The sequence below is a fragment of the Weizmannia sp. FSL W8-1119 genome, assembly GCF_038008605.1.
GTDB lineage: Bacteria > Bacillota > Bacilli > Bacillales > Bacillaceae_C > Weizmannia > Weizmannia coagulans.
Genome location: NZ_JBBOZL010000001.1, coordinates 2,182,937 through 2,209,683, shown reverse-complemented (window position 1 = coordinate 2,209,683; position 26,747 = coordinate 2,182,937). Strand labels below are relative to the sequence as shown.

The following is a 26,747-nucleotide window of genomic DNA, read 5'->3' as shown; positions in this document are numbered from 1 at the left end:
CGGCCGCTCATTACAGATAAAAGGGAGAGGAATTGTAAATGGCGAACAAAACGGATGCATTTGTAAAAGGCGGCAGTTTTTTAATTGATGACATTACACCGGATCAAGTATTTACGCTGGAAGAGCTGACAGAAGAACAAAAAATGATCGCCAAAACGGCGGAAGACTATACGAACAATGAAGTGGTCCCGCAAATTGAATATCTGGAAAACCATGAATTTGACCGCTCTGTTAAATTGCTGAAAAAAGCAGGCGAACTCGGGCTTTTGAGCGCCGATGTGCCGGAAGAATACGGCGGCCTCGCCCTTGATAAAGTAAGCTCCGCCCTGATTTCCGAAAGGCTCGCAAAAGTCGGCGGCTTTGCCATCTCCCACGGCGCGCACGTCGGCATCGGCTCGCTTCCGATCGTTTTGTTCGGCAACGAAGAACAAAAGAAAAAATATTTGCCGAAACTCGCAACCGGCGAATGGCTTGCGGCTTATGCCTTAACGGAACCAAGCTCGGGGTCGGACGCACGGAGCGCCAAAACCGTTGCAAGATTAAACGAAGCCGGCACGCATTATATTTTAAACGGGGAAAAACAATGGATCACGAACGCCGGCTTTGCTGATGTTTTCACCGTGTATGCGCAGATTGACGGCGACAAGTTCACGGCCTTTATCGTGGAACGCACATTCCCGGGCGTTTCAACGGGCGCGGAAGAAAAGAAAATGGGGATTAAATCTTCTTCCACAAGGACGCTTATCCTGGAAGACGTGCCGGTGCCGGTTGAAAACGTGCTTGGGGAAATCGGCAAAGGGCATAAAATTGCATTTAACATTTTGAACATCGGCCGTTATAAACTGGGCGTCGGCGCGGTCGGCTCCAGCAAGCACGTGCTCGAAATCGCCGTCAAATACGCGAACGGCCGCCAGCAGTTCAAAACGCCGATCTCGCAGTTTAACCTGACAAAAGAAAAATTCGGCACGATGGCATCCAAACTGTACGCAGCCGAAAGTTCCGTCTACCGGACAGTCGGATTGTTTGATGAAAGAATGAGCCATTTTACGCCGGAAGAAGAAAAAGACGGGCGGGCAGTGGCCAATGCGATCGCCGAGTATGCGATTGAATGCTCGCTGAACAAGTTCTTTGCTTCCGAAGTGCTGGACTATGTCGTCGATGAAGCGGTGCAAATCCACGGCGGTTACGGCTTTATGGATGAATACGAAGTCTCGCGTGCCTATCGCGATTCCCGGATTAACCGGATTTTTGAAGGGACAAACGAAATCAATCGCCTGATCGTGCCGGGCACATACGTGAAAAAAGCGTTCAGCGGGGAACTGCCGCTGTTGCAAAAAGCGCAAAGCCTGCAGGAAGAGCTCATGATGATGATGCCGGAACAAGTCGGCGACGCGCCGCTCGAGCAGGAAAAATATCTCGTCCGCAACATGAAGAAGGTTACCCTGCTTGTTGCCGGTACCGCCCTGCAAACGTACGGCAAAAAATTCGAAAACGAACAGGAACTGCTTGCCAACGTGGCAGATCTCGTTTCGAATGTATATGCCGCAGAGTCATGCGTGCTCCGGACGGAAAAAGCAATCAACAAAGACGGTGCCGAAAAACATAACCAAAAGCTGCTCTATACCCAAATTTTCACTCAGGAAGCGTTCAATCAATGCGAACAAATTGCAAAAGAATCGCTCGCAGCCTGCCTTGAAGGCGACCAGCTGCAAATGACGCTTTCCGCCCTCCGCAAGCTGGCACGCCATACGCCAACCAACGTCATTGCGAAAAAACGCGAAGCCGCGGATAGAATTATCGAAGCAGAACGCTATGTGCTGTAATGCAAAAAGGGATTTCCGGCCCGCCGGAGTCCCTTTTCTTTTGCATCGCCGGGGAAAATCGGCTAACATACAGATAAGACAAGATGATGACAGGAGTGGACAAAATGGCCCTTACTTTCTATTGGTATCCGAAATGTGGGACTTGCCGGAAAGCGAAAAAATGGCTGGACGAACATGGCATTGCCTATGAAGCGGTGCACATTGTCGAAAATCCGCCTTCAAAAGCGCTTCTTAAGGACTTTTATGAAAAAAGCGGGCTGCCGATCAAAAGGCTGTTCAACACAAGCGGGCAGAAGTACCGCGAACTCGGTTTGAAAGATAAGATCCCGGAAATGAGCGATGAAGAAGCGCTTGAACTGCTGGCTTCCGACGGCATGCTGATCAAACGGCCGGTTCTTGCGGGCGATGCCTTTGCCATGTTCGGCTTTAAAGAAGATGCCTATGAAAAATTATTGAAAAAGTGATTGATTTAAGTGCTTGTTTTCGGTAATTTAAAACTGAAGGCTATTACGGATACATAACGGAGGGATTGAGATGGCGGTACCTGAAGAACTGCGGTATACGGATGATCATGAGTGGGTGAAAGAAGAAGACGGCCATGTCCGGATCGGCATCACTGATTTTGCCCAGGCCGAACTCGGCGATATCGTATTTGTTGAACTGCCAGAAGAAGGCGATGAAGTTTCGGCGAAAGAACCGTTTGGCAGTGTCGAATCCGTGAAAACGGTATCGGAACTGTACGCGCCGGTCAGCGGCAAAGTCGTTGCGGTTAATGCCGACTTGAGCGATAACCCGGAATTCGTCAACGAATCCCCGTATGAAAAAGCGTGGATGATTGTCGTTGAACCGGCCGACTCTGCTGAACTGGATGATTTGCTGACGGCGGAACAGTACGAGGAAATGATCAACGAAGCATAAAATAACTGGCACTGCACTCCAAGCTGCGGTGCCTTTTTGTGTAAAGGATGGATTGCCATGCAGGACTGGACAAGGGAAAAACAACTGGAGGAACGGATTTTGCAGGAAGAAAAACTCGCCCTGTACTTTTACACGCCATTATGTGGCACATGCCAGCTGGCGGGGAGGATGCTGGAGATTGCAGAACAGGCCGTCCCCCGCTTTCCTTATGCCAAAGCCAATCTGAATTACGTGCCACAAATGGCGGAAAAATACAAGATCGAAAGCGTACCGTGCCTGCTCCTCCTTGAAAACGGGAAAGCAATAGACAAAGTGTACGCTTTTCAATCCGTCCCGGCATTATTTGAAAAATTGTCTTCTTTTTAATGAGAAAACGGCGGAACATCCGATTTGGGCATTCATAAACGGAAACACCGCTTGCATGGCGGAAAAAAACGGGCAGGCTTTTGCGCAAAAACGCCGTTCAAACCGCAGAAAAAACTTTTTTCAGACACTGTTCGAGCATTGCCGCCAAAACCGGCCGGAAAAGCGCGCGATTTGTTGAACGATTCCGGCAGGATCAGCGCTACCCGTGCAGAATAGGTAAAGGAAATGAGGATTGGAGCGTGTTGCCATGAAACGGACCATCCAGTTTTTCCTGAACAGCCTGGCACGGAAAAAACAATTGCGGATGCTGCTGCCGGCGGTGCCTGTTACCGTATCGTTCCGCACAGGGGAAGAATGCTTGCTCGTTGCTTTTTCCAAGGAGTGTTGCGTGCAGCTTGAAACCGGCAAAGCGGATTTTGAACTGGAAATGGCGCTCCGGCAATTCGAACAGCTTCTGTCCCGCCGTGCGCGCCTCGGGACATTTCTGAAAATGGGCGAACTCCGGTACAGGGGAACGTATCGCCATTTTTTATTGCTGGAATCTTTATTCTGGCTTGCGGGAACTCCGCAACCTGTGCCAAAAAGCAAAGCCAGATCCGCCTGATTATCAAATAACAGACTGAAAATGAGAATCACAGCATAACCGGGATTGCAAAACAAATCCCGGCTTTTTTATGCCGTTTCAGGCGGCTGCCCGGATTCCCAATGCGCAATCCAGGGAAATTCAAGAAATCTGTATCAGGAATTTTATACCGGCTCTATTTTGTGCTATTATTAATGAATAAACAAGACCGGAAAACCGCGGAAAAAAGATGGCATGCCATGGTTATCCACAGGTTTTTACTAGTTGCGCATAGTTTTCATTTGTTATAAAATAATAATGAGAATAAATTAAGAATAAATTGGATCTGAATATACAAACAACGGAGGAATTTTTTATGGCAGGATCAAAACTCGTAATAAAAGATCTTCACGTCGAAGTAGAGGGAAAAGAAATTTTAAAAGGGGTCAATCTGGAAGTAAACAGCGGTGAATTTCATGCGATCATGGGCCCGAACGGAACAGGGAAATCGACGCTGTCTTCTGCCATTATGGGGCACCCGAAATACATCGTTACCCAAGGGACCATCACGCTTGACGGAAAAAATGTGCTGGAAATGGAAGTCGATGAACGTGCGAAAGCCGGCCTGTTTCTCGCGATGCAATATCCAAGCGAAATCAGCGGCGTGACAAATGCGGAATTTTTGCGCTCGGCGATCAATGCGCGCCGCGGCGAAGGCAATGAAATCCCGCTGATGAAATTTATCCGCGAGCTCGACAAAAAGATGGAATTTCTTGAAATGGATACGAACATGGCGCAACGCTATTTGAATGAAGGTTTTTCCGGCGGCGAGAAAAAACGGAACGAGATTTTGCAGCTTATGATGATTGAACCGAAAATTGCGATTCTCGATGAAATCGACTCCGGCCTTGACATCGATGCATTGAAAGTTGTCGCAAAAGGGATCAACTCGATGCGCAGCGAAGATTTCGGCTGCATTATCATTACCCACTACCAACGATTGTTAAACTATATTACACCGGATGCCGTCCACATCATGATGCAGGGGCGCATCGTCAAATCAGGCGGCCCTGAACTGGCAAACCGCCTTGAAGCGGAAGGCTACGAATGGATCAAACAGGAACTTGGCATCGAAGACGAAACGGTCGGCCAGGAAGCTTAAGCAGGGGGCGAGAGACTTGATGACAGAAACGAAATTAGCAATGAATGAGCAAGATGTCCGCACCTTTTCCGAACAAAATGGTGAACCGGAATGGCTGAAGGAGTTCCGCCTCCAGGCATTAGCCCGGGCCCAGGTCCTGCCGCTTCCGGAAGTGGACAAGACGAAACTGAATAAATGGAACTTTACGCAATTTACCGATTTCAGCATGGAAAGCGCAGCCTACAGCACTTTGAATGAACTGCCGGAAAAAGTAAAGGTACTCGTGGATCTTGAAAACGCGAAGCAAAACTTGTATATCCAGCATAATCAGACACCGGCTTATCTGTCCTTGTCGGAAAGCGCGAAAGCACAAGGCGTCATTTTGGCCGATATTTTGACAGCAGTGAGGACACATCCTGAGCTCGTCCAAAAATATTTGATGACAGAGGCGGTTAAGCCTGATGAACATCGTTTGACGGCGCTCCATGCTGCGCTGATGAACGGCGGGACATTCTTATATGTGCCAAAAAACGTTGTGCTCGAAGAACCGGTTCAGGCCATTTATGTACACGACCATGAAACAGCACCGCTTTTCAACCATGTGCTGGTGGTCGCTGAAGAAAATAGTGCCGTCACCTATGTGGAAAACTATATTTCGGCAAACGATGGTGCAAAAGGCATTGTGAACATCATAACGGAAGTCATTGCCGGCCCCAATGCAAAGATCGAATACGGCGCGGTTGATGCGCTTGCAAAAGGGGTCACCACATATGTGAACCGCCGCGGTTACACCGGGCGCGATGCCCAAATTGAATGGTCGCTCGGCATGATGAATGACGGCAATACGATTTCAGACAATACGACCAATCTTGTGGGCGACGGATCCGTTTCCCATTCCAAAACCGTTGTGGTCAGCCGCGGCAAACAGACGCAAAACTTTACAACGCGCATTACCCACTTCGGGAAAAATACAGAAAGCTTCATTTTAAAACATGGCGTTGTCAAAGACGCGTCCACGATGATTTTTAACGGGATCGGCAAAATCGAGCACGGCGCGAGCAAGTCGGACGCCGAGCAGGAATCGCGTGTCCTCATGCTAAGCGAAAAAGCGCGCGGCGATGCAAACCCGATGCTGCTCATTGATGAAGACGACGTCATGGCCGGCCACGCTGCATCTGTCGGCCGTGTCGACCCGGTCCAGCTTTACTATTTGATGAGCCGCGGAATTTCAAAAACTGAAGCGGAAAGGCTGATCATCCACGGCTTCCTTGCACCGGTTGTCACACAGCTCCCGATCGAAAGTGTAAAAAAACAATTGACGGAAGTCATTGAAAGGAAAGTCAGATAATGGATATCAAAGAAGTTCGCCGGCAGTTTCCCATATTGGACCAGGAAGTAAACGGCCACCCGCTTGTTTATTTAGACAGTGCTGCGACTTCACAAAAGCCGCTCCGTGTCATTGAGGCCGTCAACCAATATTACCGGGAATATAATTCGAATGTCCATCGCGGCGTCCATACGCTTGGGACAAAAGCGACCGACCATTACGAAGGCGCGCGCGAAAAAGTCCGCAAATTTATCAGCGCCGAATCAACGGAAGAAATAATTTTTACAAAAGGGACGACAGCCGGGCTGAACCTTGTTGCCCGCAGTTTCGGTGATGCACAAGTACAGGAAGGCGATGAGATCGTCATTACCTACATGGAGCACCACAGCAACCTGATTCCGTGGCAGCAGCTCGCCAAAAGAAAAGGCGCCGTTTTGAAATATGTGCCGATGCAAAAAAACGGCACGTTGCGGCTTGAAGATGTGGAAAAAACGGTCACGGAGCGGACAAAGATAGTGGCAGCAGCACTTGTCTCCAACGTGCTCGGCACGATTAACCCGGTAAAAGAGATGGCGAAAATTGCACACAGCCGTGGTGCTTACATGGTCGTGGATGCCGCCCAGGGTGCGCCGCATATGAAAGTGGACGTAAGGGATCTTGACTGCGACTTTCTTGCATTTTCCGGCCACAAAATGTGCGGTCCGACCGGCATCGGCGTCCTGTACGGCAAAAAGGCGCTGCTTGAAGAGATGGAACCGCTCGAGTACGGCGGCGAAATGATTGATTTTGTCGGCCTGTACGATTCCACCTGGAAAGAACTTCCGTGGAAGTTTGAAGGCGGCACCCCGATCATTGCCGGTGCAATCGGCCTCGGGGAAGCCATCGATTTTCTCGAAGAAATCGGGCTTGATGAAATCACCGCGCATGAACAGGATTTAAGTGCTTATTGCCTCGGGCAGCTTTCTGAATTAGAAGGGATTACGGTGTACGGCCCGGAAAGCGCAGACGAACGCGCCGGCCTTGTGACATTTAATCTGGAAAACGTGCATCCTCATGATGCCGCGACCATTCTCGATGCGGAAGGAATTGCGATCCGCGCGGGGCACCACTGTGCGCAGCCGTTGATGAAATGGCTGGACGTGACAGCGACCGCACGCGCAAGCTTTTATTTATATAATACGAAAGAAGATATTGACAAACTTGTTGCCGGTATCGTCAAAGCAAAGGAGTATTTCACAAATGTCTTCTAATCTTGATGCGCTTTACCGCAGTGTGATTATGGACCATTATAAAAATCCGCGGAACAGGGGCAGTTTGGAAGATGGAAGCCTGACAGTCGACATGAATAACCCGACTTGCGGCGACCGGATCCATTTGACGATGAAAGTGGAGGGCGGCCTCATCCGGGATGCGAAATTTACCGGTGAAGGCTGTTCCATCTCGATGGCGTCGGCCTCCATGATGACACAGGCCGTCAAGGGAAAGACAGTCGATGAAGCGCTGAAACTTTCCCACATTTTCTCGGAAATGGTGCAGGGAAAAGACTATGAAGAGTCGGAAGATCTTGGCGATATTGAAGCATTACACGGCGTATCCAAATTCCCCGCCCGGATCAAATGTGCAACTTTGGCATGGAAAGCAATGGAAAAAGGGGTAAGAAGCGAAAAAGGATTGGAGGAATGATGGCTGATGGCTAAAAAAATGCCGGAAATCGGCGATTACAAATACGGCTTTCATGATAAAGACGTTTCCATTTTCCGTGCAAAACGCGGATTGACGAAAGAAATTGTGGAAGAAATTTCAAAAATGAAAGAAGAACCGCAATGGATGCTTGATTTTCGCCTGAAGTCTCTTGAACATTTTTACAATAAACCGATGCCGCAATGGGGCGGCGATCTGTCCGCGTTAAATTTCGACGACATAACGTATTACGTCAAACCGACGGAACATGCCGGCCGCTCGTGGGATGAAGTGCCGCAGGAAATCAAAAACACATTTGATAAGCTGGGCATTCCGGAAGCGGAACAAAAATATCTGGCCGGCGTTTCTGCACAGTACGAATCGGAAGTTGTCTACCATAACATGAAGCAGGATCTCGAAAAACTCGGGATTGTGTTCAAAGATACGGACTCCGCTTTAAAAGAAAATGAAGATATTTTCCGCAAATACTGGGCAACCGTCATTCCGCCGACGGACAATAAATTTGCGGCTTTAAACTCGGCTGTCTGGTCGGGGGGATCTTTCATTTACGTTCCGCCGGGTGTAAAAGTGGATACCCCGCTGCAAGCTTACTTCCGGATCAATTCGGAAAATATGGGGCAGTTTGAAAGGACGCTTATCATCGTTGACGAAGGTGCCTCTGTCCACTATGTCGAAGGTTGCACGGCGCCGGTTTACACGACAAACTCCCTCCACAGCGCAGTCGTTGAAATTATTGTCAAGAAAAATGCCTATTGCCGTTATACGACGATCCAAAACTGGGCGAACAACGTTTATAATCTTGTAACGAAACGTGCTGTTTGTGAAGAGAATGCGACAATGGAATGGATTGACGGCAACATCGGTTCGAAACTGACGATGAAGTATCCTTCCGTGCTGCTGAAAGGCGCAGGGGCACGCGGCATGACGCTGTCGATCGCGATCGCCGGAAAAGGCCAGCACCAGGATGCCGGCGCAAAAATGTACCACCTGGCGCCGAATACGTCGTCTACGATCGTATCCAAATCGATTTCAAAACACGGCGGAAAAGTCACATACCGTGGCATGGTGCATTTCGGCCGGAAAGCGGACGGCGCACGTTCCAATGTCGAATGCGACACGCTGATTATGGATCACCTGTCCACATCAGACACCGTGCCTTACAACGAAATTTTAAACAACAATATTTCGTTGGAACACGAAGCAAAAGTCTCAAAAGTGTCGGAAGAACAGCTCTTTTACCTGATGAGCCGCGGCATTTCCGAACAGGAAGCAACGGAAATGATTGTGATGGGCTTCATCGAACCGTTCACAAAAGAACTTCCGATGGAATACGCCGTTGAAATGAACCGTTTGATCAAGTTCGAGATGGAAGGCTCGATTGGATAACCTTGATATATCAACGTTTATAAAGGGTGAACGTAGGGTTGCGATTGACCCCGCGAATCGCTCCTGCTGATATCCTGCTGTAAAGCACGGTTTTAAACGTGATGGCAGAAAAAACAGCCGCTTGCGGATTCCGCGCGGCTGTTTTTTTCATGGGGCGCCGATTTGAAAATCGTGGTAAAATAAACTGCATAAGCATAAAGGATAAAAAGCGGCCGTATGAAACGGCATGACGAGATTACCCTCATAACGATAAGGGGACCAAACATGAACGAAATTTTACATATATACCATACAAATGATATCCACAGCCATTTTGAAAACTGGCCGAAAATCCGCCATTTTCTTGAGCGGAAACAGGTGCAGCATGCCCGGCAACATGAAGAGATGCTACTGTTTGATCTTGGCGACCATGTCGACAGATGGCATCCGTATACAGAAGGGACCATGGGCAAAGCAAATGTCCGGCTTTTAAATCAACTGGGGTATTTGGCTGCAACCATCGGCAATAATGAAGGAATTACGATGCCGCACGAGGCGCTTGACACATTGTATGGGGAAGCGCAATTTGACGTGATTCTTGCCAACCTGTATAGAGAAAACGGGAAACGGCCACAGTGGGCAGCGCCGCGGAAATTGTACATGACAAAAAGCGGTGTCAAGATCGGGGTAACCGGTGTGACGGCAGGATTTTATAAACTGTACCGGCTGCTTGGCTGGCAGCTCTCCAATCCGCTGGAAGAACTTGGGAAACAAATGGATATTTTAAAAAACGAGGCGGATATCCTTATCGTCTTGTCGCATCTCGGCATTCATGACGACCGCCTTATTGCAAAGCTGTACCCGGAAGTGGACCTTGTTTTGGGCGGGCATACGCACCATGTGCTGGCAAAAGGCGAAATGGACGGACGGACGCTGCTTGCTGCAGCCGGTAAATACGGCTATTATATCGGTCATGTCAAGCTTGAAATCGATCCGGCTGCCAAAAAAATAGTCTATCAGTCCGCCCGTGCTTTACCGACCGGAAACTTCCAGGAACCGCCCGGAGAAACGGCCGAGATTGAACATTACTATTTTGAAGGAAAAAAATTATTGAATCAAGAACTTGTGTATTTACCGGAAAAATTGGAATCGGACTGGTTCAGGGAAAACCGGCTTGCGGGCTTGCTTTGCGATGCGGTAATGGAATGGTGCGATGCCGATTGCGCGTTTTTAAATGCCGGCCTTGTGCTTGACAGTCTGGAACACGGGCCGGTCACGAAATTTGATCTCCACCGTATTCTCCCGCACCCGATCAACCCATGCCTGGTCGAGCTGACAGGCGAAAAACTTCAGGAAGTGCTTCTTTCCACGCTCGACCCGAAATGGCCGCATCTGGAGCTGAAAGGGCTCGGTTTCCGCGGGAAAATCATGGGCCGGTTTATTTACCGGAATATCGGCTTTAATCATGCTTTGCAGAAAATAGAGGTGGGGGGCAGGCCGCTGGAGCCGGACCGCATCTACAGGCTTGGAACGATTGATATGTACACATTTGGCGACTTTTTCCCGCATATCCGTGAGGCGAAAATCCATTATTTTATGCCGGAATTTTTGCGTGACGTAATGGAATGGAAGTTATTGAAGGAATACGGCCAGCAGGATTAAATACCCAGACGCAAAGCAAGGCAGCAATGCATCAATCGAAGTTTCCTGGCCCCGAGAATCAGTGATGCCAACGGAGTTTCCAAGGGCCTTTTTGCGGAATGGGGATATGGCAGCACAGCGGCTGGCAGGAACTTTTCACCGCCCTTTTCATAAAGTATAAAAGAAAGGGGTGGATGGAAATGGTAACCGTAACGCCTGTTGAGATCGGGGGACATACGTTTATCGCGACAACTGTCCGGCTGCCGAAAACAACCTTGCTGGCCGTATCGTGCGACAAGGGCTATATTATGTGCGGTGCGCTTGATGTGAGCTTGTTGAATGATCAACTAAAAGACCGCCAAATTATCGCCGGCAGGGCAGTCGGTGTGAAGACGATCGAACAATTGCTGGAAGCACCGCTCGAGTCGGTCACCCATGAAGCGGAAAAACTCGGTATTACCGCCGGCATGATCGGGAAAAAGGCACTGTTAAAAATGATCTAAACGTTCGATCAGACTGAAGCACAAAAAAAGGTGTTGCATGCGTCTTTCCCGGGCGATGAAGGACAAAAAGCAGGGCCCTAAGTGTCGAAATGTCCTTCATCGGGGTGATGAAGGACAAAATGGAGACCCGGGAACAGCGAAATGTCCTTCATCGGGGTGATGAAGGACAAAACATGTGCCGGGAACAGCGAAATGTCCTTCATAGGGGTGATGAAGGACAAACCGCATTGCCGGAACCGCCGAAATGTCTGTCATTCACAGATTAGGAAAGACAAACCGCACCGCAGCCGGAAAACATAAAAATATCCTTCAGCACACCAACCAGGACCGCGTTTTTTGATCATAATCCCTCCTGTACAGACATATATTTGCTTTCAGGGGGGATTTTTTATGCGAAAATTCCGCACCTCAAAACGGCGGGGACCATTGCCGGCGCGGTATGTGCTTTTGCTTTCCATCGCATTTTTTACGGTGACTACCATTATCAGCATTATCATTATTGACGAAGGCATAAAACCAACATTAATGCGGTACGCCGAGTCGGAAATGAAAAAAATCGCCTCGTATGTCACGAACGAAGCAATTAAAGACCATGTGAGCGGCGGAAAAAACAGCAAGTTGGATACGATTGACCCGCGGGAATTGGCCGCCACCCAGTCTGAAATTGAAAACCAAATTACCCGCCAATTTAAAGAAGTGGAAGAAGGAGACATTACGTCTCTTGAAGAAATATCAAACGACGGCATGCTCGGCAAAAAGAAAAAATCAAAACCCGAAATTTTTTCCGTTCCGCTCGGGAAAGTAACCAATATCGCCCTGCTTGGGAACATGGGGCCGGATATTCCCGTGACCTTTCAAATGGTGGGGGATGTTGAAAGCTCCAATATTAAAGTAAAAAAAGAAGAATACGGCATTAACAACGCATTTTTTTATATTTATGTTCAAATCAAAATCAAAATGCAGGTCATTATCCCGTTTGCCTCGGATGTCATCACTTACACTCATGATGTCCCGCTTGCAATGGGCAACTATAATGGCGATGTCCCGCAATTTTATAACGGAAACGGCGGCGGTGCGCAGCCGCTCATCGAACTGCCGAAAAGCACGAAATAAGGAGCGCCACATTCGCATTGTAGTGCTCCTTATTTCCGCTGTTTCTCAAGCGATTCCCATCTCCTTAAGTACGGGTAAGGATCAAAAGACCATTCGTTTCGGCCGTTGTCTTTGTATATGCCGTAGTGCAAATGCGGCGGGAATTTTCCGGATGTGCCGGGCGGGCCGTAACCGGTGCTGCCGACGCTGCCGATCAGCATGCCCGGTTTGACGACCTGGCCGACATGCAAATTTTTGGCATAACCGCTTAAATGGGCAAAATAATGATACGAATTGTTCAAATCACGGATGCCGATGCGCCAGCCGCCGTACTTGTTCCACCCTTTCAATTCAATGACCCCGTAACAAGTCGCGCGTACCGGAACGCCGTAATCGGCAAAAATATCCGTCCCTTCGTGGATGCGGCGCCCGCCCCAGCCGCGCCGGTCGCCCCATGTGCTCCGGTAGCTGTAATTGTATCCGGGCGGGATCGGGAACGCCTGGTCTGTCAGCTGAATGGTGCCGAATGTCTTGTAAATCTTCGCCTTTTCCGTAATCAGCTGCACGGCTTTATCCCGTTTGTAATAATGCCACAGCGCAATTTCAAAGCCGTCGTCGTCCGTTCCATACTGCAGCAAATAGTCGCTCATCGTAAAAAGCACGTCCAGATCATGGTTGCGGTCAGCTTTCCCATCTCCGTTCCCGTCCTTGCCGATCCCGCCGAAAAACGCAATCGAAAGCGGGCGGGTATCATTGTGGTTCGGATTGGAAAGCCCGGACCACTTTTCAGGGGGAAAATAAATGGAAATAAGGCCGGCCGGTTTCGGCAGGTCGGAACGGACAAACCGGATGCTCCGTTCATACTGGTCGATAGCTGCCAAATTGTACCACGGAATCTGGGTAAATGCCTCCATATGCTGATAAAGTTCCATCCGTTTTTTGTACATTTCTTTATCGGGCATTTCTTTTGCTTGGGCATGAATGGCAGAAAATGAAAGCCCCGTTACAAGGCAGAAAAGCAAAGCAAACCGCAATGTGAAAACCCTCTTTCTGTCAATGTTGTCGATTTGGCACCGTACAAACAGAAAATCGCAATATGAAAATCTTCTTATGCTTATTGTGGAAAGAGCAGCGGATTTTCATCAATATTAAATATTGGAAAAACCGGTGGCGTTTTCTTTTCAAAGAAGTGCCGAATGTGGTAAAGTGAGAGAGAACAAACCCGGGAAAATGGTGGGAGAGATGGAAAATGAACAAACAGGAAGAGATTTTACGCAAACCAGAATGGCTGAAAATCAAGCTTAATACGAATGAAAATTATACAGGATTAAAAAAATTAATGCGCACGGAAAACTTACATACTGTTTGCGAAGAAGCGAGATGCCCGAATATCCATGAATGCTGGGGAACAAGGCGGACTGCAACTTTCATGATTCTGGGCGATACGTGCACACGCGCCTGCCGTTTTTGCGCCGTAAAAACAGGGCTGCCGTCCGAACTTGACTGGCAGGAACCGGAACGGGTTGCTGAATCGGTGCAAAAAATGAACTTGAAGCATGTGGTTGTGACGATGGTGGCCCGTGATGATTTGAAAGACGGCGGGGCAGCGGTAATGGCTGAAACGATCCGTGCGATCCGCCGCATAAATCCATTTACGACCATTGAAGTGCTGCCTTCCGATTTGCAGGGCCGGTACGAAAGTTTAAAAACATTGATGGATGCAAAACCGGATATTTTAAACCATAATATCGAAACGGTCCGGAGGCTGACAAGAAGGGTCCGCGCCCGCGCCACGTACGACAGGTCGCTTGAATTTTTGCATCGGGCAAAGGAAATGCAGCCGGAGATTCCGACAAAATCAAGCATCATGGTCGGCCTCGGCGAAACGATGGAAGAACTGGCGGAAGCAATGGATGATCTGCGCGCCAATAATGTGGACATCGTGACGTTCGGGCAGTATTTGCAGCCGACGAAAAAACATATGAAAGTGGTCAAATATTACCACCCGGATGAATTTGCCGAATTAAAACGAATAGCGCTTGAAAAGGGATTCAGCCACTGCGAATCCGGCCCGCTTGTCCGCTCTTCATACCATGCGGATGAACAGGTAGGTGCCGCTGCAAAAGCAAAGCATATTTTAGGGAACATGGAACAAACGCAACAAATTTGAGAAACAGGCTGCGCACTTGATGGGCGCAGTTTTTTTCACGGAAAATTCCGCTCAATGGAGTTGAAAAAATTTTTCGCGTTCCGCTTAGAATTTGGGCGTTTTTTCGCTATAATAAAATTAGGCAGGAAGGCACACGGGGAAAATGGAGGGATTGAACTTGGTCACCATCCACCGCCATACGTACGAGATTATTGACAATTACCGGAATGGCTACAATGAAGAAGCATTCCGATGCAGATATAGTGAAATACTGGAAAAGTACGACTATATTGTCGGCGACTGGGGTTACGGACAGCTGCGGCTGCGCGGCTTTTTTGATGACCGCAATCCGAAATCCACTTTTGACACCAGAATCAGTACACTCACGGAATATCTTTATGAATACTGCAATTTCGGCTGTGCCTATTTTGTCGCAAAGAAAGTCGTTGCCAAATAAGTGTTGCCCGGCACCGCCAGTTGATAAATTTTAGGCAGAAGGTGACAGGATGTATTTTGTGGATCGTGAAAAAATAAACGGGATATTGTCATTTATGGAAAAGCGGCTTGCCTTGTTTCAAGCGCAACCGGCCTGGCAGACCGAAATCGAAAAGGCTGCTTTGGAAAGAATTGCAGAAACAGTCATCGAATCGGTCCTTGATGCCGGAAACGCGATCATTGACGGGTTTATTATGCGCGATCCGGGGAGCTACGAAGACATCATTGACATTTTGGAAGATGAAAATGTGGTTTCAGCCGAATCGGCAAAGCAGCTGACGGCTGTCATCGCGCTCAGGAAGCAGCTTGTCCGGGAATATACGGATCCGGATTACGCCACTTTTCAGGAAGTGCTTGCGGCTAACTTCAAGGCGCTCGAACGGTTTCCGAAAGATGTGCGCACTTACCTGGCAAACGAACTCGGCCCGGTTAACGCTTTTAAAGGGGAATAAGCAACGAAACAGAGAGGAATTTCAGCATGAAAAAGTATAAAGCCTATTTGATTGATTTGGACGGCACTATGTACCGCGGAACGGAAAAAATAGAAGAAGCCGGCGATTTTGTCAGCCGGTTGCAGGAAAAAGGGATCCCGTATTTATTTGTTACAAACAATTCTTCGAGGACACCAGCCCAGGTTGCCGAAAAACTGCGCGGATTCGATATACCGGCAAAAACGGAGCAGGTCTTTACGACATCCATGGCAACCGCCCGCTATATTTATGAGGAAAAACCGGATGCTTCTGTATATGTGATTGGCGAAGAAGGCATTAAAACGGCCATCAAAGAAAAAGGTTTTACGGTCACATCCGATCACCCCGATTATGTGGTGCTCGGCATCGACCGGGAGATTACTTACGAAAAGCTAGCCCTCGGCGCCATTGCGATCCGTAATGGGGCAAAATTTGTTTCCACGAACGCCGATATTGCGCTTCCAACTGAACGCGGGCTGCTCCCGGGAAACGGGGCTTTAACCTCGGTGCTTGCGGTTGCGACCCAAACCAAGCCGGTCTTTATCGGCAAACCGGAACCGATCATTACCGAGCAGGCACTTGAATATCTAGGTTCGAAAAAAGAAGAGACGATCATGGTTGGGGACAATTACGATACGGATATTCTGGCGGGCATCCGCACGGGCATTGACACCCTGCTCGTCCATACCGGCGTAACGACAAAGGAAATGTTGAAAACAAAAGAAGTCCAGCCAACCTATACGGTTGATACCCTTGACCAGTGGGAAGTGTGACAAGCGCGGGGCAAAAGGAGGAGCCATATGCCCGCCTCGGCAAAGTCCGCGTTATTTGGAAAACGAAGACCGAAAAAACGGCAAGATACAATAAAACGTATCTTGCCGTTTTTTCTGTTTTTACGGCTGCACACGCGCCACTCTGTGTGCATGGCGGCTTGCGGCTGCAGCGGCAATGGCCCCGACGATATCATCGAGAAACGTATTGCATGAGCCGTCGGAATGGTTATTAAGCTTTGCCAAAATGCCCGGTTTTTGTTTGTCAATATACCCGTAGTTGGTAAAGCCGATCGAACCGTACACGTTCACAATCGACAAAGCCATAATTTCATCAATGCCGTAAAGGGAATCATCGACCGCAATCGTGCTTTGCAGCGGTTCGTCAAGCATCCCTTTTTCCGCCAGCACATCCAGCTGGATCCCGGTTAAAATGGCGTTTTGCACTTCGCGTTTGGACAGAACGGCGTTGACACTTTCCATGCAATCCTCCAGTGTCATTTCCGGAAAGTACTTTTCTTGCAAATACAGGACGAGTTTCGCAATATCTTCCACTTCTACGCCCCGTTCTTTCAACCTCTGCCTTGCAATTTGTTCTGACACATCCATATTTTTCTTGTTTTCCATGTTCTCACCTCAACTATTCGACATTTTCTTTAGCATGATCATTCTAATGGATTTTATGAGATCAAGCAAGAATACACGTTCCTTCACATATAATGTAGAAAGTGCAATGTATTTTTTGGGGGAGGGAAGATGATGGCACAGGCCATTTTGAAAAAATATTACGGCATTGACGCCGGGCAGCCTTTTTTTGACGGAAAACGGGTCCACTATGAAGCAAACGGTAATCTTTATACGCTCGTTCCTGTGACAAATGTTCCTGAAAATGTGCTTGTTGAATTATATGAAATGTCCCGGCACCTCGTGACGAATGGCGACCGCTATGCCTCCGCCTTTTATCCATCTAAAGAAAAGAAGTTTCTCGTAACGGACGGGGATAGCGATTATGTTTTACTGGAAAACCGCTATAAAAAAGCGCCCGGAAATATGCGCACGGGCAGGAAGCTTGCGAAATTCCACCTGCGCGGCCGCACGCTTTCCGCCACGATAACGGAAACAAACCGGATGGGCGAATGGAAAAATTACTGGGAAATGCGCCTTGAACAAATGGAAAAGGCATGGTACCGGACAGTGGAAGAGCACCCCGACCGCCCGTTTGAACGCCTGTTTGCCGAAACGTTTCCCTATTACATGGGGCTTTGTGAAAATGCGATCCAGTATGTCGTCGATACGGAAATAGATGAGGCGCCTGCCCCGGGGGATGCCGGCACCATTTGCCATGAACGGTTTTCAAACGAAACATGGGGCCGGAAATTTATCATCCACCACCCGTTTGACTGGGTGTTTGACCACGCAGGCAGGGACATTGCCGAGTGGATCCGCGCGCAGTATTTTAAGAAAACACACACGTTCCGGCCTGATGTCCGCGCGTTTTTGCAGCAATATGTTTCGCTTTCGCCGCTTTCGCCTTTTTCGTGGCGGCTGATTTTCGCGCGCCTGCTGTTTCCCCTTCATTATTTTGAATGTGTGGAAACCTATTTTCTCACCCGGTCCGAAAAGGAACAAAACATGCATGAGGAACAGCTTTGGAAAATTGTACGGGGGATAGAGGCATACGAAGCATTTCTGGGTGAATTTTATGAGCTCTCGGAAGTCCCGATAAGAAAATACCATATTCCCCGGGTGGCATGGCTAAAAGCCCGATAAAAGAAAGAACGGCAAGCACCTGAACCGCACCGCCGGCCATGCCCGTCCGTCGTGAAGGCAAGCGGGGATGCCGGGCATAGTGTGAATGGCCCCGGAGAATCGCCCACGCCAAGAATCATTTTATCCCAGCAAAAAAGCGGCTCCTTGATAGGAAACCGCGTACTGCCCGTTAAAAAACCTGTTCAACTTCCACAACGCCGGGAACCTCTTCAAACAATGCGCGTTCTATCCCGGCTTTCAACGTGATCGTGGAACTCGGGCAGCTGCCGCATGCCCCTAAAAGGCGGAGTTTGACAATGCCGTCTTCCACGTCGATCAGCTCGCAATCGCCGCCATCACGGAGCAAAAACGGGCGCAATTTATCCAATACTTCCTGAACTTGTTCTGTAATTGTATCTGCAGGCATATGATCGCTCCTTTCTTACCTCTCATTATATACAGGATTACGAGAAAAATCTATTATAAAAAAGGGATATAGTGTTTTCCTTTTTGCAGGCTGTTGTGTACAATATGAATAAGAAATCCACGGAAGAGGTGCGGGTTTGATGGAGAAAAAAGTGACGATTCAAGTTTACGGGGCGGAGCAAATATGCGCAAGCTGCGTCGGCGCGCCGTCTTCTAAAGATACATTCGAATGGCTCAAAGCAGCACTTTCGCGGAAATACCCGGGCCAGCCGTTTGACATCCAGTATATCGATATTTTTGCACCCAGTAATGATCAAAAAGTGCGTGCTTTTGCGCAAAAAGTGATGGATGAAGATCTGTTTTACCCGGTTGTTGTCATTGAAGGCGAGCCGGTGGCAGAAGGCAATCCAAGGCTAAAGAAAATTTATGCGGTTATGGAACAATACGGTTATATCCCGGAAAATGCGTTTGCAGCGCACGATTAAAAATTTTTCATTAAAAAACGTTTACAACAGCGGCTTTGTTGAATTTTTCGAGATGCACTGCAATTTTAAAATAAAGCAGCCCGCATTTTAAGACTGCCCGGCGCCCGGAAGATACGCAATCATTGTTTTGCACGGTGTAAATGGTTATAATCAAGGAAAGGAGGTTCGGAAAATGAGTGAAGTGATTCATCTTACAGAAGCAGCTGCGTTTCAAATTAAAGACATGATGGAGCAAAACGATGAGCAGGACGCATATTTTCGTGTGTCTGTAAACGGCGGGGGCTGCAGCGGCCTGTCGTACGGCCTGTCGCTTGACCACGAAATCAAAGAAGGCGATGCGGTCGGCGAACAGCACGGCATCCGGATTCTCGTCGATCATGAGAGCGCCCCGATTTTAACCGGCACGGTTATCGATTATAAGCAGTCGCTTTTAGGGGGCGGGTTCACGATCGATAATCCGAATGCGATTGTCACTTGCGGCTGCGGCTCCTCATTTAAAACCAAAACAAAAGCCGGCACACCGGAAAAATGCTGAAGCATTTAAAGTGATGCTGCAAAAACAGGATATTTATACGCCAGCAAGGTTCCCATTTCATTGCAGCAGCGCAGGATATCCCGCCAATGACAGGCGGGGGTTTTGCGCTGCTGAAGTGATTTTTGCTTGACTTTTTTCGGCAAGGAACTAAAAAGTTGAAAAAAACGTTTACATCCGTCCTCAATTATGTTATAATTAAAAATAAATAGATAAAAGGTGGTAGGAGAAATGGTTGGAAAAAAGAAGACTTTTTTTAAAGGAGCCCTTTTAGCGTTAACAGTAATTTTATTGGTGAGTTTGACTATTCCATTTGAAGCTAGTGCAGAAAGTAATAGTAACACCTCAACGAAAATTAATACGGATGCTACAAATTTACAAGATGATTCGGTCAACTCTCCGGCAGGTTTGAATAGCAATGATAGTACAGAGGCTAAATTTGATTTGAATTCAAATGAAACTCAAGTACAAAATGTAACTTTACCTGATGGTAAGCAAGGGACATTTGTTGTTGAACCAGAGGAACAAGCTACTAATCCAAAAACTTCTGTAGTACGAGCATCATCTGTAAAAGCTACATCAGGAGTGCATAAAGTTTCTTTTTATTCTGGACCTGTAAACGCTAGCTTTAAAGTTAAAATTTCTAATTACAAAATAACTAAAGCATATGGTAAATGGTATTTAATAATCGGTTCTTCAGTAAAATCAAGTAAACTGAAAATAGATAATTCTAAACAAGCAACTTTGTACTTTACCTTTGGAACTCCAATTTGGGATTTTGGTGGTTGGAATGGTTGGCTAAGGGCAAAGATTAAGGGAAAAACGCTGTACACCTCTATAAAGTAAAGGAGATAACACGATGATAATTACAGGGATAGTATCTGTATTATTTTTTGCAACAGTAATATTTGGAATAATTAAGATTACTAAATTAATTAGTGGTAAAAAAATCTAATACCATAATGAGAGATTGAAGAGGACTCCTACAGGTATGGGAATCCTCTTTTTGTGTGCGCCCAGCCTGGGCGTAGTCTATAGGATGCAAGTCCAGAGCTGTGATGGCAGAAGTAACGGTTAGCCTAACGCAAGGGTGTCCGCGGTGACGCGGAATCTGAAGGAGGCGGGAGGCAAACCTCCTGTCCGAGGAACACGAACTTCATATAAGGCTGGATATGACTGGGTGAGTCTGTATAACAAGGCAAAGCCCATTCTGCCGAAGGTCATACCAAGTAAATGGAGCGGATAGATAGAGGGAAAGACTGCTTTCTTACCTGTAGAACACACGAAAAAGCAGGCCACCGGGTCAGGAACTCTCTTACCTCATTTATCGAGGGAAAACTCAGGCTGAAGGTGATCGGACAAAATCCGCCGTCGACCTCCCATGGAAGAGAAAGTTCCTTGGATTCAGCTTCACTTTTCACCAGAAACCGCAGATACGGATTGCCATAGAAAGTGTGAAACGGGTGAAAAATAAAATCTGTGATATCACTTCAAGAAAGAAGCCCTATCCGATAGAATATAGGATAGAGAAACTAAACCAATACCTGATGGGCTGGTGCGGTTATTTCGCGCTGGCAGACTCGCCCAGCGTATTTAAGAAATTTGATTCATGGATCATAAGAAGACTCCGGATGTGCATGTGAAAGAATTGGAAGAAGCCAAAAACGAAGATAAGAAAACTTATCGGTTTAGGTGTTCCGCTAGAAAAAACATACGAATGAGGCAACTCACGCAAAGCTTACTGGCGTATATCCTAAAGCCCCATACTGCTCAGAACCCTTAGAAACCCCTACTGGAGTTCCCAAGGGCTCAAAAGTCTTTCATCACGTTATGAAACTTTGTGTCACTTATCCTAATTGAATCGCCGTATACCGAACGATACGTATGGTGGTGTTATCCCTACTTCTGGATTAGTCCGGCTTCCTCTTTGTATCAATATTTTTCTTTTGGGCTATCTGATAATAGATTTGGTTAAAAAACAAATCTATTATCAGTGGAGGTAAATATTTTATGAATGAAGTAGCAATCCAAGAATTAATTGAGTTGGCTACCGCAAGGTTGTTCGAACTTCAGTTGTATGATGGAAGCAACGGCTCCTATCGTCGCCTTGCTTTTCATCCCATTTCAGGTTTTTACAGTAAGAAATCTGAAACATACTATCGTGTTGGACTGATGGATGAATTCAGCCGTCATTACCAGGAAATTTTCCATAGTGGTAATATTTCACGAAAGGCTTTACGTTGGCGCTTGTGAGGTCTTGGAATTCTTCATGAGCTAAGCAAAACTGGCAGCTTTGAGTGGAAAGTCTTTATAGCCAAAAATGAATCTCTACTTTCCCGCTATTATGAGCATATCCTGAAGAGGTTTCTTTCAAGTCTCAGTGATATACGCCGAATCAGTATATATAGATCTATTGCAAAAAGGTACTTACTTTTTCTGATGACACAAGGGTGCCAAACTATTGAGGGTGTCTCACCAGTAGAAATTTGCCTCTTCATTGTTGGTATGTTAGGGTCCGAGACTTTTTAGAAACATATAAGAGGATTCTGACATTGGTCTGCCTTTAAGGATATAATCATTATGGCATTGCTAGCATATTCTTCCAAAGGAAGTGATAGCGGCTGTTTTTTTTCCTTGTATCAGATGAATCTCATTGTTTTTCCAGTCAACATCCGTCAGCTTTAGTTTGTGATGTCATGTCACCTGCACGGAGTCCATGGGGATACCAAGTTGGATAATGGCGTAATCCCTTTTTCCTGCCACAGTACGTGTATACGATCTACGTTACATATTCGCATCGGCAGCTGAAGAGTTAGAAGGTATTTCATAGCTCTAGATACCTATTGCATTCAGATATTTTCCGAATCCCCTTAAAGTGGAAAGTCTTCTGCGGAATCCTGAATGACTTTCTGTTCGCCGCCTTATTCCCCACGTAAGGACAAATTCCATGGTCAGTCTGTCCCTTCCGGATGTCCTCTTCCGGAATTTGCCCTGCAGTAACTGCTGAAATCTCGAAGAAACCAAAAGTTATTCTGTTTTTTTAACCTACGAGTCATCAAAAACATACAGAAATCCTGTGTTTTTTTGAAGGCTACCTAATAAAAGTCGGGATAATTAAGAAGTAGGGATAAGTGGTGTGAGAGGTTGGGGGTTAGTCCACCTCCTCCTACTCGATTTTTTTTGCCGGGAGAAAGCAAATTATGGGGAAGTGCCAACGGTAAATCGGACTGAGCTAGAGACGTGCGTGGCAAACCCCACAAAAATCTTTTCAAAAAATCCAGCCAGCGCCTGTCTTCCGGTTTTCTTCCTGTCCGGGCACGCCAATTTCCTTTGCTGTTTGCACATTAAGAGCGATATTTAATCAAAAATCCCGGTTGGGCAGCCATCCGGGATTTTGATTTTTCCTTATTCAAACAGCGAAGTGCTGTGCATCGGCTGGACGCGGGCTTTCGGGTCAAGATATGTTTTCGCGTTGCTGACCGCGGTGGTGGCTTCCCCGAACCCCGTTACAATTAACTTCACTTTGCCTTCAAACGTGCAAACATCGCCGGCCGCATAAACGCCTGGGATGTTTGTTTCCATTTTGGAGTTGACGACAATGGAATTTTTTTGAATCTCTAGGCCCCAGTTTTTAATCGGGCCAAGTGACGAAATAAAGCCGTAATTGCAAATAAGGGCATCAATATCAAGCGTTTCTTTCGCCTCGCCTTTTACTTCTTCAATCACAAGCCGGGAAATGTTTTCCCCGTCGCCAATCACTTCGCTCGCGACAAACGGTGTTTTAATCTCCACGCGCGATTGCTTCAACTGTTCCACCGTGCGTTCATGGGCACGGAATTTGTCACGGCGGTGGATGAGCGTCACTTTTTCGGCGACCGGTTCCAGCATAAGTGCCCAGTCGACCGCGGAATCGCCGCCGCCAAGGATGGCAACGCTTTTGCCGGCAAACTGGTCCATATCATTTACAAAATAAAACAGATTGTTTCCTTCGTATTGTGCAGCATTTTCCACTTCAAGGCGGCGCGGCTGGAATGCGCCGACACCGGCAGTGATGATGACTGCTCTGGAATGGTGGATTTCTTTATCAGTTGTCAGCGTAAAAATGCCGTCTTCACTCTTTTCAAGCTTTTCTGCGGACTGGCCCGTGCAGATCACCGGCTGGAACATGGAGGCCTGCGCTTCTAATTGATGCACGAGATCAGCTGCCTTCACTTTTGGAAAACCGGCGACATCGTATATATACTTTTCAGGGTAAAGCGCAGCCAGCTGCCCGCCAAGCTGTGGCAGGCTTTCAATGATTTTTACAGACATTTTCCGCAATCCGGCGTAAAAAGCTGTAAACAAGCCGGTCGGCCCGCCCCCGATAACAGTTATATCATAAATGGTTTGATCTTCCTTCAACGAAACCCCTCCAATACGCTTCATTCTCCTTCATCATAGCACATTTTGACACAAGCGCACAGGCTAAAAACCTCTGCGGGCAAGGCAGGCAGGTGTTCCTGCGTCCGGAAAAAATTTTAGGCACCATGTTATATATTAGAATATTTTTATTATTATTTTAGTACAGTTTTCAATTGAAAATAGCGGGTAAAAAGCATATGATTGAAGTGGAGATATGTATTTTTTGTGACAATTTGATGGAGATCATGTGACAAATTTGGCGTGCCAATTGTCGTGAATAAAATCACAAATAATGGATGATGTTGCCATACAGGCGCCGGCCTGTCCAAAATAAAGAGATGGAAGTGAGAAAAATGGAGAAACCGAAAGTGGTTATACTGGGTGCCGGTTACGGCGGGCTCATGACCGTGACGCGTCTGCAAAAACAGCTTGCAAAAGGGGAAGCGGACATCACACTCGTGAACAAAAATGATTACCATTACGAAACAACATGGCTTCATGAAGCTTCCGCCGGCACATTGCACCATGACCGGGTCCGCTACCCGATTCAAAACGTCTTAAATAAGAATAAAGTGCAATTTAAACAGGCGGAAGTCAAGCGGATAAACAAAGACGCGAACATAGTAGTTTTAAAAGACGGGGAAGAATTGCCATATGACTATCTCGTCATTGCGCTCGGTTCCAACGTGGAAACATTCGGAATCGAAGGTTTGAAAGAGCATACTTTTTCGATTACAGATGTAAGCGCTGCCCAAAAAATCCGGGAACATATTGAGCGCCAGTTCGATGCCTACCGGAGGGAAAACGATAAAGATGACAACCGGCTCACCATTGTGGTCGTCGGTGCGGGTTTTACCGGCATCGAGTTTCTTGGCGAGCTGGTGAACCGGATTCCGGCGCTTTGCAAGGAATACGGGATTCCACGCGATAAAGTGCGGATCGTTTCGATTGAATCCAATCCTATCGTTCTCCCGCAATTTGACCGTGAACTTGTCGATTACGCCCTTTCGTATTTGGAAAGCAAAGGCGTCGAGTTCCATATTGGCACGGCGGTCAAAAAAGCGACAAAAGACGGGGTATGGGCCTGCAAAAAAGGCGGAGAGCCGTACGAAATCAAGTCTGGCACCGTCATCTGGTCCGCGGGTGTGCGCGGGAATAGCGTGATTGATGCGTCCGGGTTTGAAACGGTGCGCGGCCGGGTGAAAGTCAAACCGGATTTGACCGTTCCGGGGCATGAAAATGTTTTTGTAATTGGGGACTGTGCGCTGATCATCAATAAGGACACAAACCGCCCGTACCCGCCGACAGCGCAGATGGCGATGCAGCATGGGGAAGTATGCGCACGGAACCTCCTGAAAAAGATCCACGGTGAAGAAAGCCTGGAAGCTTTCACTTTTAATGACAAAGGCACCGTCTGCTCCCTCGGGGAAGACAATGCGATCGGCATTGTGTTTGGCAAAAAGCTGAAAGGCACTTCTGCTTCTGTTATGAAAAAAGTCGTGGATGACCGTGCCCTGTTTATGATCGGCGGCACGAGGCTTGTTTTAAAGAAAGGAAAATTTAATTTTATATAGCAAAAATATGATCGCGTTACTTTTGACGAAATTCAGTTTTTTCAGTAAACTGGATGTACAACGGGGATGCGGAGGGGCTCATGAGTATACCGGTATTGATTATTTCGATGGTCCTTTTTCTTGTTTTGTTTTTCGGTATCGGTTTTATTGCCAATATGCTTTTGCGGATGACCTGGATTCTCTGTTTTATTTACCCGGTCATTGCGCTTTCGATGATTGACCGGATCGCTTTTTCCCGGTATTTTACCGATCCTGGGACGGCTTTCCGGAAACTTGGGGAGCATCTTAGCTCCATCCATTTATCTGATGCCCTCGTGTTATCGAGCGGCCTTGCGGGGGCACTTTTGGCTGGTGTTGCGATAAAAGCGCTCCGGAAAAACGGATACCGGATGTTTTAAAACTGCCTTGAGGGCAGCTTTTTTTTGCCTTTAAATCGGAGGCGGGCCGGCCGGCAAAAGCCGGCGCAAATTTTCCGGATAAAACAACCAGTGCTTTTTGGAAGCGCCATTTGCAGAACAGGAGAATGGGCGGCGCGAAAAAGGGCAGACGGATCAGCTGTTTTTTTGCCAATATGCCCGCATATTTTGGAACGGCGTGGGAGACAATAGCCCTAAGAGGAGTGAGACCAATTGAACATGAAAAAATGGATGATCCGCTTATTGATGGCCATTTTGTTCATATGGGCAATGATTTCCACTTTCCAGGCCATTTCGGGGATAAAAGCAGCAGCTGCAAAAGCGGCACCTGCCCGGGCATTGGAAAAAGGATTGGCCGCCATTGCCGCGAGCCAGCCGCAGCCATCCCTTGATGCCTATGACTGGAGCAATTACCCGAAAAAGAAAGTGACAGCAACGGGGTATACGGCAGGGGCCGAATCGACCGGGAAAAGTCCAGACCATCCCGGCTACGGCATCACCTATTCCGGGGTGAAAGTGAAACGGGATTTATATTCAACGATTGCCGCTGATACATCCATTTTTCCAATCGGGACGGTCCTTTATATCCCGGGCTATGATTTCGGTGTTGTTGCCGATACAGGATCTGCCATAAAAGGGAACCGGCTCGATCTGTATTTTGAAACGGTTTCGGATGTTTACAAGAAATGGGGAAAACAGACGCTTGATGTGTATATTATTAAAATGGGGGACGGGTCCCTGACGGAAAAAGAACTGGCTGAACTGAACGAAAACAAAACGATGCAAGTGTTCCGGCAGCAATATATCAAGCCGGAAACGAAAGAATAGCGCAAAATCGCCG

General features: G+C 47.4%; 29 protein-coding genes and 1 pseudogene. 26 read left to right on the top strand and 4 right to left on the bottom strand.

Translation table 11 applies throughout. The features are described 5' to 3' along the window. The first annotated feature begins 38 nt into the window (after positions 1 to 38). The 13 genes from NSQ19_RS10970 (at position 39) to yunB (ending at position 12,460) form a co-directional block, all read left to right on the top strand. Positions 39 to 1,823 carry an acyl-CoA dehydrogenase family protein gene (locus tag NSQ19_RS10970; RefSeq protein ID WP_029142404.1) on the top strand — a complete coding sequence of 595 codons (1,785 nt, stop codon included), beginning with the start codon at positions 39 to 41 and terminating at the stop codon, positions 1,821 to 1,823. A gap of 104 nt (positions 1,824 to 1,927) precedes the next feature. Beyond that, a complete protein-coding gene (locus NSQ19_RS10965) occupies positions 1,928 to 2,287 on the top strand; it encodes an arsenate reductase family protein (RefSeq protein ID WP_029142403.1) in 360 nt (119 codons plus the stop codon). Positions 2,288 to 2,357: 70 nt separating this feature from the next. Further along, positions 2,358 to 2,741, top strand: a complete 384-nt coding sequence (gene gcvH / locus NSQ19_RS10960; RefSeq protein WP_017554848.1) for a glycine cleavage system protein GcvH — start codon at positions 2,358 to 2,360, stop codon at positions 2,739 to 2,741. 57 nt (positions 2,742 to 2,798) lie between these two features. After that, complete coding sequence (locus tag NSQ19_RS10955; protein WP_017554847.1) at positions 2,799 to 3,107, top strand: thioredoxin family protein; 309 nt, start codon at positions 2,799 to 2,801, stop codon at positions 3,105 to 3,107. 247 nt (positions 3,108 to 3,354) lie between these two features. Continuing rightward, on the top strand, positions 3,355 to 3,711 hold the full coding sequence (locus NSQ19_RS10950) for a hypothetical protein (protein WP_019721395.1): 357 nt from the start codon (positions 3,355 to 3,357) through the stop codon (positions 3,709 to 3,711). Between the two features lie 334 nt (positions 3,712 to 4,045). After that, complete coding sequence (gene sufC, locus NSQ19_RS10945) at positions 4,046 to 4,831, top strand: Fe-S cluster assembly ATPase SufC (RefSeq protein WP_017553421.1); 786 nt, start codon at positions 4,046 to 4,048, stop codon at positions 4,829 to 4,831. A gap of 16 nt (positions 4,832 to 4,847) precedes the next feature. Then, positions 4,848 to 6,158, top strand: a complete 1,311-nt coding sequence (gene sufD, locus NSQ19_RS10940; RefSeq protein WP_340702837.1) for a Fe-S cluster assembly protein SufD — start codon at positions 4,848 to 4,850, stop codon at positions 6,156 to 6,158. After that, entirely contained in the window at positions 6,158 to 7,387 is a 1,230-nt protein-coding gene (locus tag NSQ19_RS10935) for a cysteine desulfurase (RefSeq protein ID WP_013860139.1), read from the top strand. The genes sufD and NSQ19_RS10935 overlap by 1 nt, the downstream gene beginning before the upstream one ends. Continuing rightward, complete coding sequence (gene sufU / locus NSQ19_RS10930) at positions 7,377 to 7,820, top strand: Fe-S cluster assembly sulfur transfer protein SufU (protein WP_017553424.1); 444 nt, start codon at positions 7,377 to 7,379, stop codon at positions 7,818 to 7,820. The genes NSQ19_RS10935 and sufU overlap by 11 nt, the downstream gene beginning before the upstream one ends. A gap of 6 nt (positions 7,821 to 7,826) precedes the next feature. Then, entirely contained in the window at positions 7,827 to 9,224 is a 1,398-nt protein-coding gene (gene sufB / locus NSQ19_RS10925) for a Fe-S cluster assembly protein SufB (protein WP_340702836.1), read from the top strand. A gap of 264 nt (positions 9,225 to 9,488) precedes the next feature. Then, positions 9,489 to 10,865 (top strand): bifunctional metallophosphatase/5'-nucleotidase, encoded by a 1,377-nt coding sequence (locus NSQ19_RS10920; RefSeq protein WP_328192393.1) that lies wholly within the window; start codon positions 9,489 to 9,491, stop codon positions 10,863 to 10,865. Positions 10,866 to 11,044: 179 nt separating this feature from the next. Continuing rightward, positions 11,045 to 11,347 (top strand): YunC family protein, encoded by a 303-nt coding sequence (locus NSQ19_RS10915; protein ID WP_029142400.1) that lies wholly within the window; start codon positions 11,045 to 11,047, stop codon positions 11,345 to 11,347. Positions 11,348 to 11,737: 390 nt separating this feature from the next. Then, complete coding sequence (gene yunB, locus NSQ19_RS10910; RefSeq protein ID WP_017554582.1) at positions 11,738 to 12,460, top strand: sporulation protein YunB; 723 nt, start codon at positions 11,738 to 11,740, stop codon at positions 12,458 to 12,460. Between the two features lie 29 nt (positions 12,461 to 12,489). On the opposite strand, the gene NSQ19_RS10905 is transcribed toward yunB, so the two are convergent. Next, entirely contained in the window at positions 12,490 to 13,473 is a 984-nt protein-coding gene (locus NSQ19_RS10905; protein ID WP_035189645.1) for a M23 family metallopeptidase, read from the bottom strand. 215 nt (positions 13,474 to 13,688) lie between these two features. On the opposite strand from NSQ19_RS10905, the gene lipA reads away from it, so the two are divergent. The 4 genes from lipA to NSQ19_RS10885 all read left to right on the top strand — a co-directional run bounded on the left by lipA (position 13,689) and on the right by NSQ19_RS10885 (position 16,326). After that, complete coding sequence (lipA, locus tag NSQ19_RS10900) at positions 13,689 to 14,609, top strand: lipoyl synthase (RefSeq protein WP_013860130.1); 921 nt, start codon at positions 13,689 to 13,691, stop codon at positions 14,607 to 14,609. A gap of 142 nt (positions 14,610 to 14,751) precedes the next feature. After that, complete coding sequence (locus NSQ19_RS10895) at positions 14,752 to 15,045, top strand: YutD family protein (RefSeq protein WP_371729386.1); 294 nt, start codon at positions 14,752 to 14,754, stop codon at positions 15,043 to 15,045. 49 nt (positions 15,046 to 15,094) lie between these two features. Next, the gene (locus NSQ19_RS10890) at positions 15,095 to 15,535 is read left to right on the top strand and encodes a DUF86 domain-containing protein (RefSeq protein WP_029142398.1); all 441 of its coding nucleotides are present in this window, start codon (positions 15,095 to 15,097) and stop codon (positions 15,533 to 15,535) included. A 26-nt stretch (positions 15,536 to 15,561) separates the two neighbouring features. After that, positions 15,562 to 16,326, top strand: coding sequence for a TIGR01457 family HAD-type hydrolase (locus NSQ19_RS10885; protein ID WP_017554576.1), 765 nt, complete (start codon positions 15,562 to 15,564; stop codon positions 16,324 to 16,326). A 120-nt stretch (positions 16,327 to 16,446) separates the two neighbouring features. Here NSQ19_RS10885 and NSQ19_RS10880 read toward each other — a convergent pair whose 3' ends face one another. Continuing rightward, on the bottom strand, positions 16,447 to 16,950 hold the full coding sequence (locus NSQ19_RS10880) for a phosphatidylglycerophosphatase A family protein (protein WP_328196079.1): 504 nt from the start codon (positions 16,948 to 16,950) through the stop codon (positions 16,447 to 16,449). A 132-nt stretch (positions 16,951 to 17,082) separates the two neighbouring features. Between NSQ19_RS10880 and yutH the strand changes: the two genes are divergently transcribed. Beyond that, complete coding sequence (gene yutH / locus NSQ19_RS10875) at positions 17,083 to 18,093, top strand: spore coat putative kinase YutH (RefSeq protein WP_340702835.1); 1,011 nt, start codon at positions 17,083 to 17,085, stop codon at positions 18,091 to 18,093. Positions 18,094 to 18,262: 169 nt separating this feature from the next. Here the strand turns inward: yutH and NSQ19_RS10870 are convergent, their stop codons facing one another. Next, a complete protein-coding gene (locus NSQ19_RS10870; protein WP_013860124.1) occupies positions 18,263 to 18,499 on the bottom strand; it encodes a NifU family protein in 237 nt (78 codons plus the stop codon). A gap of 139 nt (positions 18,500 to 18,638) precedes the next feature. Here NSQ19_RS10870 and NSQ19_RS10865 point away from each other — a divergent pair, with 139 nt between their 5' ends. The 5 genes and pseudogenes from NSQ19_RS10865 (at position 18,639) to NSQ19_RS10845 (ending at position 21,768) form a co-directional block, all read left to right on the top strand. After that, positions 18,639 to 18,983: a YuzD family protein gene (locus tag NSQ19_RS10865; RefSeq protein ID WP_133537597.1), complete on the top strand. Its 345-nt coding sequence runs from the start codon at positions 18,639 to 18,641 to the stop codon at positions 18,981 to 18,983. A 172-nt stretch (positions 18,984 to 19,155) separates the two neighbouring features. Next, positions 19,156 to 19,518 (top strand): HesB/IscA family protein, encoded by a 363-nt coding sequence (locus tag NSQ19_RS10860; protein ID WP_013860122.1) that lies wholly within the window; start codon positions 19,156 to 19,158, stop codon positions 19,516 to 19,518. A 228-nt stretch (positions 19,519 to 19,746) separates the two neighbouring features. Further along, a complete protein-coding gene (locus NSQ19_RS10855; protein WP_237348389.1) occupies positions 19,747 to 20,361 on the top strand; it encodes a DUF5626 family protein in 615 nt (204 codons plus the stop codon). 438 nt (positions 20,362 to 20,799) lie between these two features. Further along, positions 20,800 to 21,371 (top strand): annotated as a pseudogene (locus NSQ19_RS10850) (group II intron maturase-specific domain-containing protein); the annotation flags it as partial. A 154-nt stretch (positions 21,372 to 21,525) separates the two neighbouring features. After that, positions 21,526 to 21,768 carry a hypothetical protein gene (locus NSQ19_RS10845; protein WP_133537601.1) on the top strand — a complete coding sequence of 81 codons (243 nt, stop codon included), beginning with the start codon at positions 21,526 to 21,528 and terminating at the stop codon, positions 21,766 to 21,768. A gap of 1,152 nt (positions 21,769 to 22,920) precedes the next feature. Here NSQ19_RS10845 and NSQ19_RS10840 read toward each other — a convergent pair. Then, the gene (locus NSQ19_RS10840) at positions 22,921 to 23,916 is read right to left on the bottom strand and encodes an NAD(P)/FAD-dependent oxidoreductase (RefSeq protein WP_019721405.1); all 996 of its coding nucleotides are present in this window, start codon (positions 23,914 to 23,916) and stop codon (positions 22,921 to 22,923) included. 353 nt (positions 23,917 to 24,269) lie between these two features. On the opposite strand from NSQ19_RS10840, the gene NSQ19_RS10835 reads away from it, so the two are divergent. The 3 genes from NSQ19_RS10835 to NSQ19_RS10825 all read left to right on the top strand — a co-directional run bounded on the left by NSQ19_RS10835 (position 24,270) and on the right by NSQ19_RS10825 (position 26,734). Further along, positions 24,270 to 25,490: an NAD(P)/FAD-dependent oxidoreductase gene (locus tag NSQ19_RS10835; RefSeq protein ID WP_340702834.1), complete on the top strand. Its 1,221-nt coding sequence runs from the start codon at positions 24,270 to 24,272 to the stop codon at positions 25,488 to 25,490. Between the two features lie 80 nt (positions 25,491 to 25,570). After that, entirely contained in the window at positions 25,571 to 25,888 is a 318-nt protein-coding gene (locus NSQ19_RS10830) for a YuiB family protein (protein ID WP_340702833.1), read from the top strand. A gap of 231 nt (positions 25,889 to 26,119) precedes the next feature. Next, complete coding sequence (locus tag NSQ19_RS10825; protein ID WP_017552791.1) at positions 26,120 to 26,734, top strand: 3D domain-containing protein; 615 nt, start codon at positions 26,120 to 26,122, stop codon at positions 26,732 to 26,734. The last annotated feature ends 13 nt before the right edge of the window (positions 26,735 to 26,747 follow it).

Excerpts from the sequence above, each read along its gene's own strand:
- yunB (WP_017554582.1), top strand. The coding sequence starts at position 11,738 with ATGCGAAAATTCCGCACCTCAAAACGGCGGGGACCATTGCCGGCGCGG.
- sufC (WP_017553421.1), top strand. The coding sequence starts at position 4,046 with ATGGCAGGATCAAAACTCGTAATAAAAGATCTTCACGTCGAAGTAGAG.
- NSQ19_RS10890 (WP_029142398.1), top strand. The coding sequence starts at position 15,095 with ATGTATTTTGTGGATCGTGAAAAAATAAACGGGATATTGTCATTTATG.
- NSQ19_RS10830 (WP_340702833.1), top strand. The coding sequence starts at position 25,571 with ATGAGTATACCGGTATTGATTATTTCGATGGTCCTTTTTCTTGTTTTG.
- sufU (WP_017553424.1), top strand. The coding sequence starts at position 7,377 with ATGTCTTCTAATCTTGATGCGCTTTACCGCAGTGTGATTATGGACCAT.
- NSQ19_RS10895 (WP_371729386.1), top strand. The coding sequence starts at position 14,752 with ATGGAGGGATTGAACTTGGTCACCATCCACCGCCATACGTACGAGATT.
- NSQ19_RS10970 (WP_029142404.1), top strand. The coding sequence starts at position 39 with ATGGCGAACAAAACGGATGCATTTGTAAAAGGCGGCAGTTTTTTAATT.
- NSQ19_RS10885 (WP_017554576.1), top strand. The coding sequence starts at position 15,562 with ATGAAAAAGTATAAAGCCTATTTGATTGATTTGGACGGCACTATGTAC.
- sufB (WP_340702836.1), top strand. The coding sequence starts at position 7,827 with ATGGCTAAAAAAATGCCGGAAATCGGCGATTACAAATACGGCTTTCAT.
- NSQ19_RS10860 (WP_013860122.1), top strand. The coding sequence starts at position 19,156 with ATGAGTGAAGTGATTCATCTTACAGAAGCAGCTGCGTTTCAAATTAAA.
- NSQ19_RS10955 (WP_017554847.1), top strand. The coding sequence starts at position 2,799 with ATGCAGGACTGGACAAGGGAAAAACAACTGGAGGAACGGATTTTGCAG.
- yutH (WP_340702835.1), top strand. The coding sequence starts at position 17,083 with ATGGCACAGGCCATTTTGAAAAAATATTACGGCATTGACGCCGGGCAG.
- lipA (WP_013860130.1), top strand. The coding sequence starts at position 13,689 with ATGAACAAACAGGAAGAGATTTTACGCAAACCAGAATGGCTGAAAATC.
- NSQ19_RS10950 (WP_019721395.1), top strand. The coding sequence starts at position 3,355 with ATGAAACGGACCATCCAGTTTTTCCTGAACAGCCTGGCACGGAAAAAA.
- NSQ19_RS10915 (WP_029142400.1), top strand. The coding sequence starts at position 11,045 with ATGGTAACCGTAACGCCTGTTGAGATCGGGGGACATACGTTTATCGCG.
- NSQ19_RS10965 (WP_029142403.1), top strand. The coding sequence starts at position 1,928 with ATGGCCCTTACTTTCTATTGGTATCCGAAATGTGGGACTTGCCGGAAA.
- NSQ19_RS10920 (WP_328192393.1), top strand. The coding sequence starts at position 9,489 with ATGAACGAAATTTTACATATATACCATACAAATGATATCCACAGCCAT.
- NSQ19_RS10865 (WP_133537597.1), top strand. The coding sequence starts at position 18,639 with ATGGAGAAAAAAGTGACGATTCAAGTTTACGGGGCGGAGCAAATATGC.
- NSQ19_RS10835 (WP_340702834.1), top strand. The coding sequence starts at position 24,270 with ATGGAGAAACCGAAAGTGGTTATACTGGGTGCCGGTTACGGCGGGCTC.
- NSQ19_RS10935 (WP_013860139.1), top strand. The coding sequence starts at position 6,158 with ATGGATATCAAAGAAGTTCGCCGGCAGTTTCCCATATTGGACCAGGAA.
- gcvH (WP_017554848.1), top strand. The coding sequence starts at position 2,358 with ATGGCGGTACCTGAAGAACTGCGGTATACGGATGATCATGAGTGGGTG.
- NSQ19_RS10855 (WP_237348389.1), top strand. The coding sequence starts at position 19,747 with ATGGTTGGAAAAAAGAAGACTTTTTTTAAAGGAGCCCTTTTAGCGTTA.
- NSQ19_RS10870 (WP_013860124.1), bottom strand. The coding sequence starts at position 18,499 with ATGCCTGCAGATACAATTACAGAACAAGTTCAGGAAGTATTGGATAAA.
- NSQ19_RS10845 (WP_133537601.1), top strand. The coding sequence starts at position 21,526 with ATGAATGAAGTAGCAATCCAAGAATTAATTGAGTTGGCTACCGCAAGG.
- NSQ19_RS10880 (WP_328196079.1), bottom strand. The coding sequence starts at position 16,950 with ATGGAAAACAAGAAAAATATGGATGTGTCAGAACAAATTGCAAGGCAG.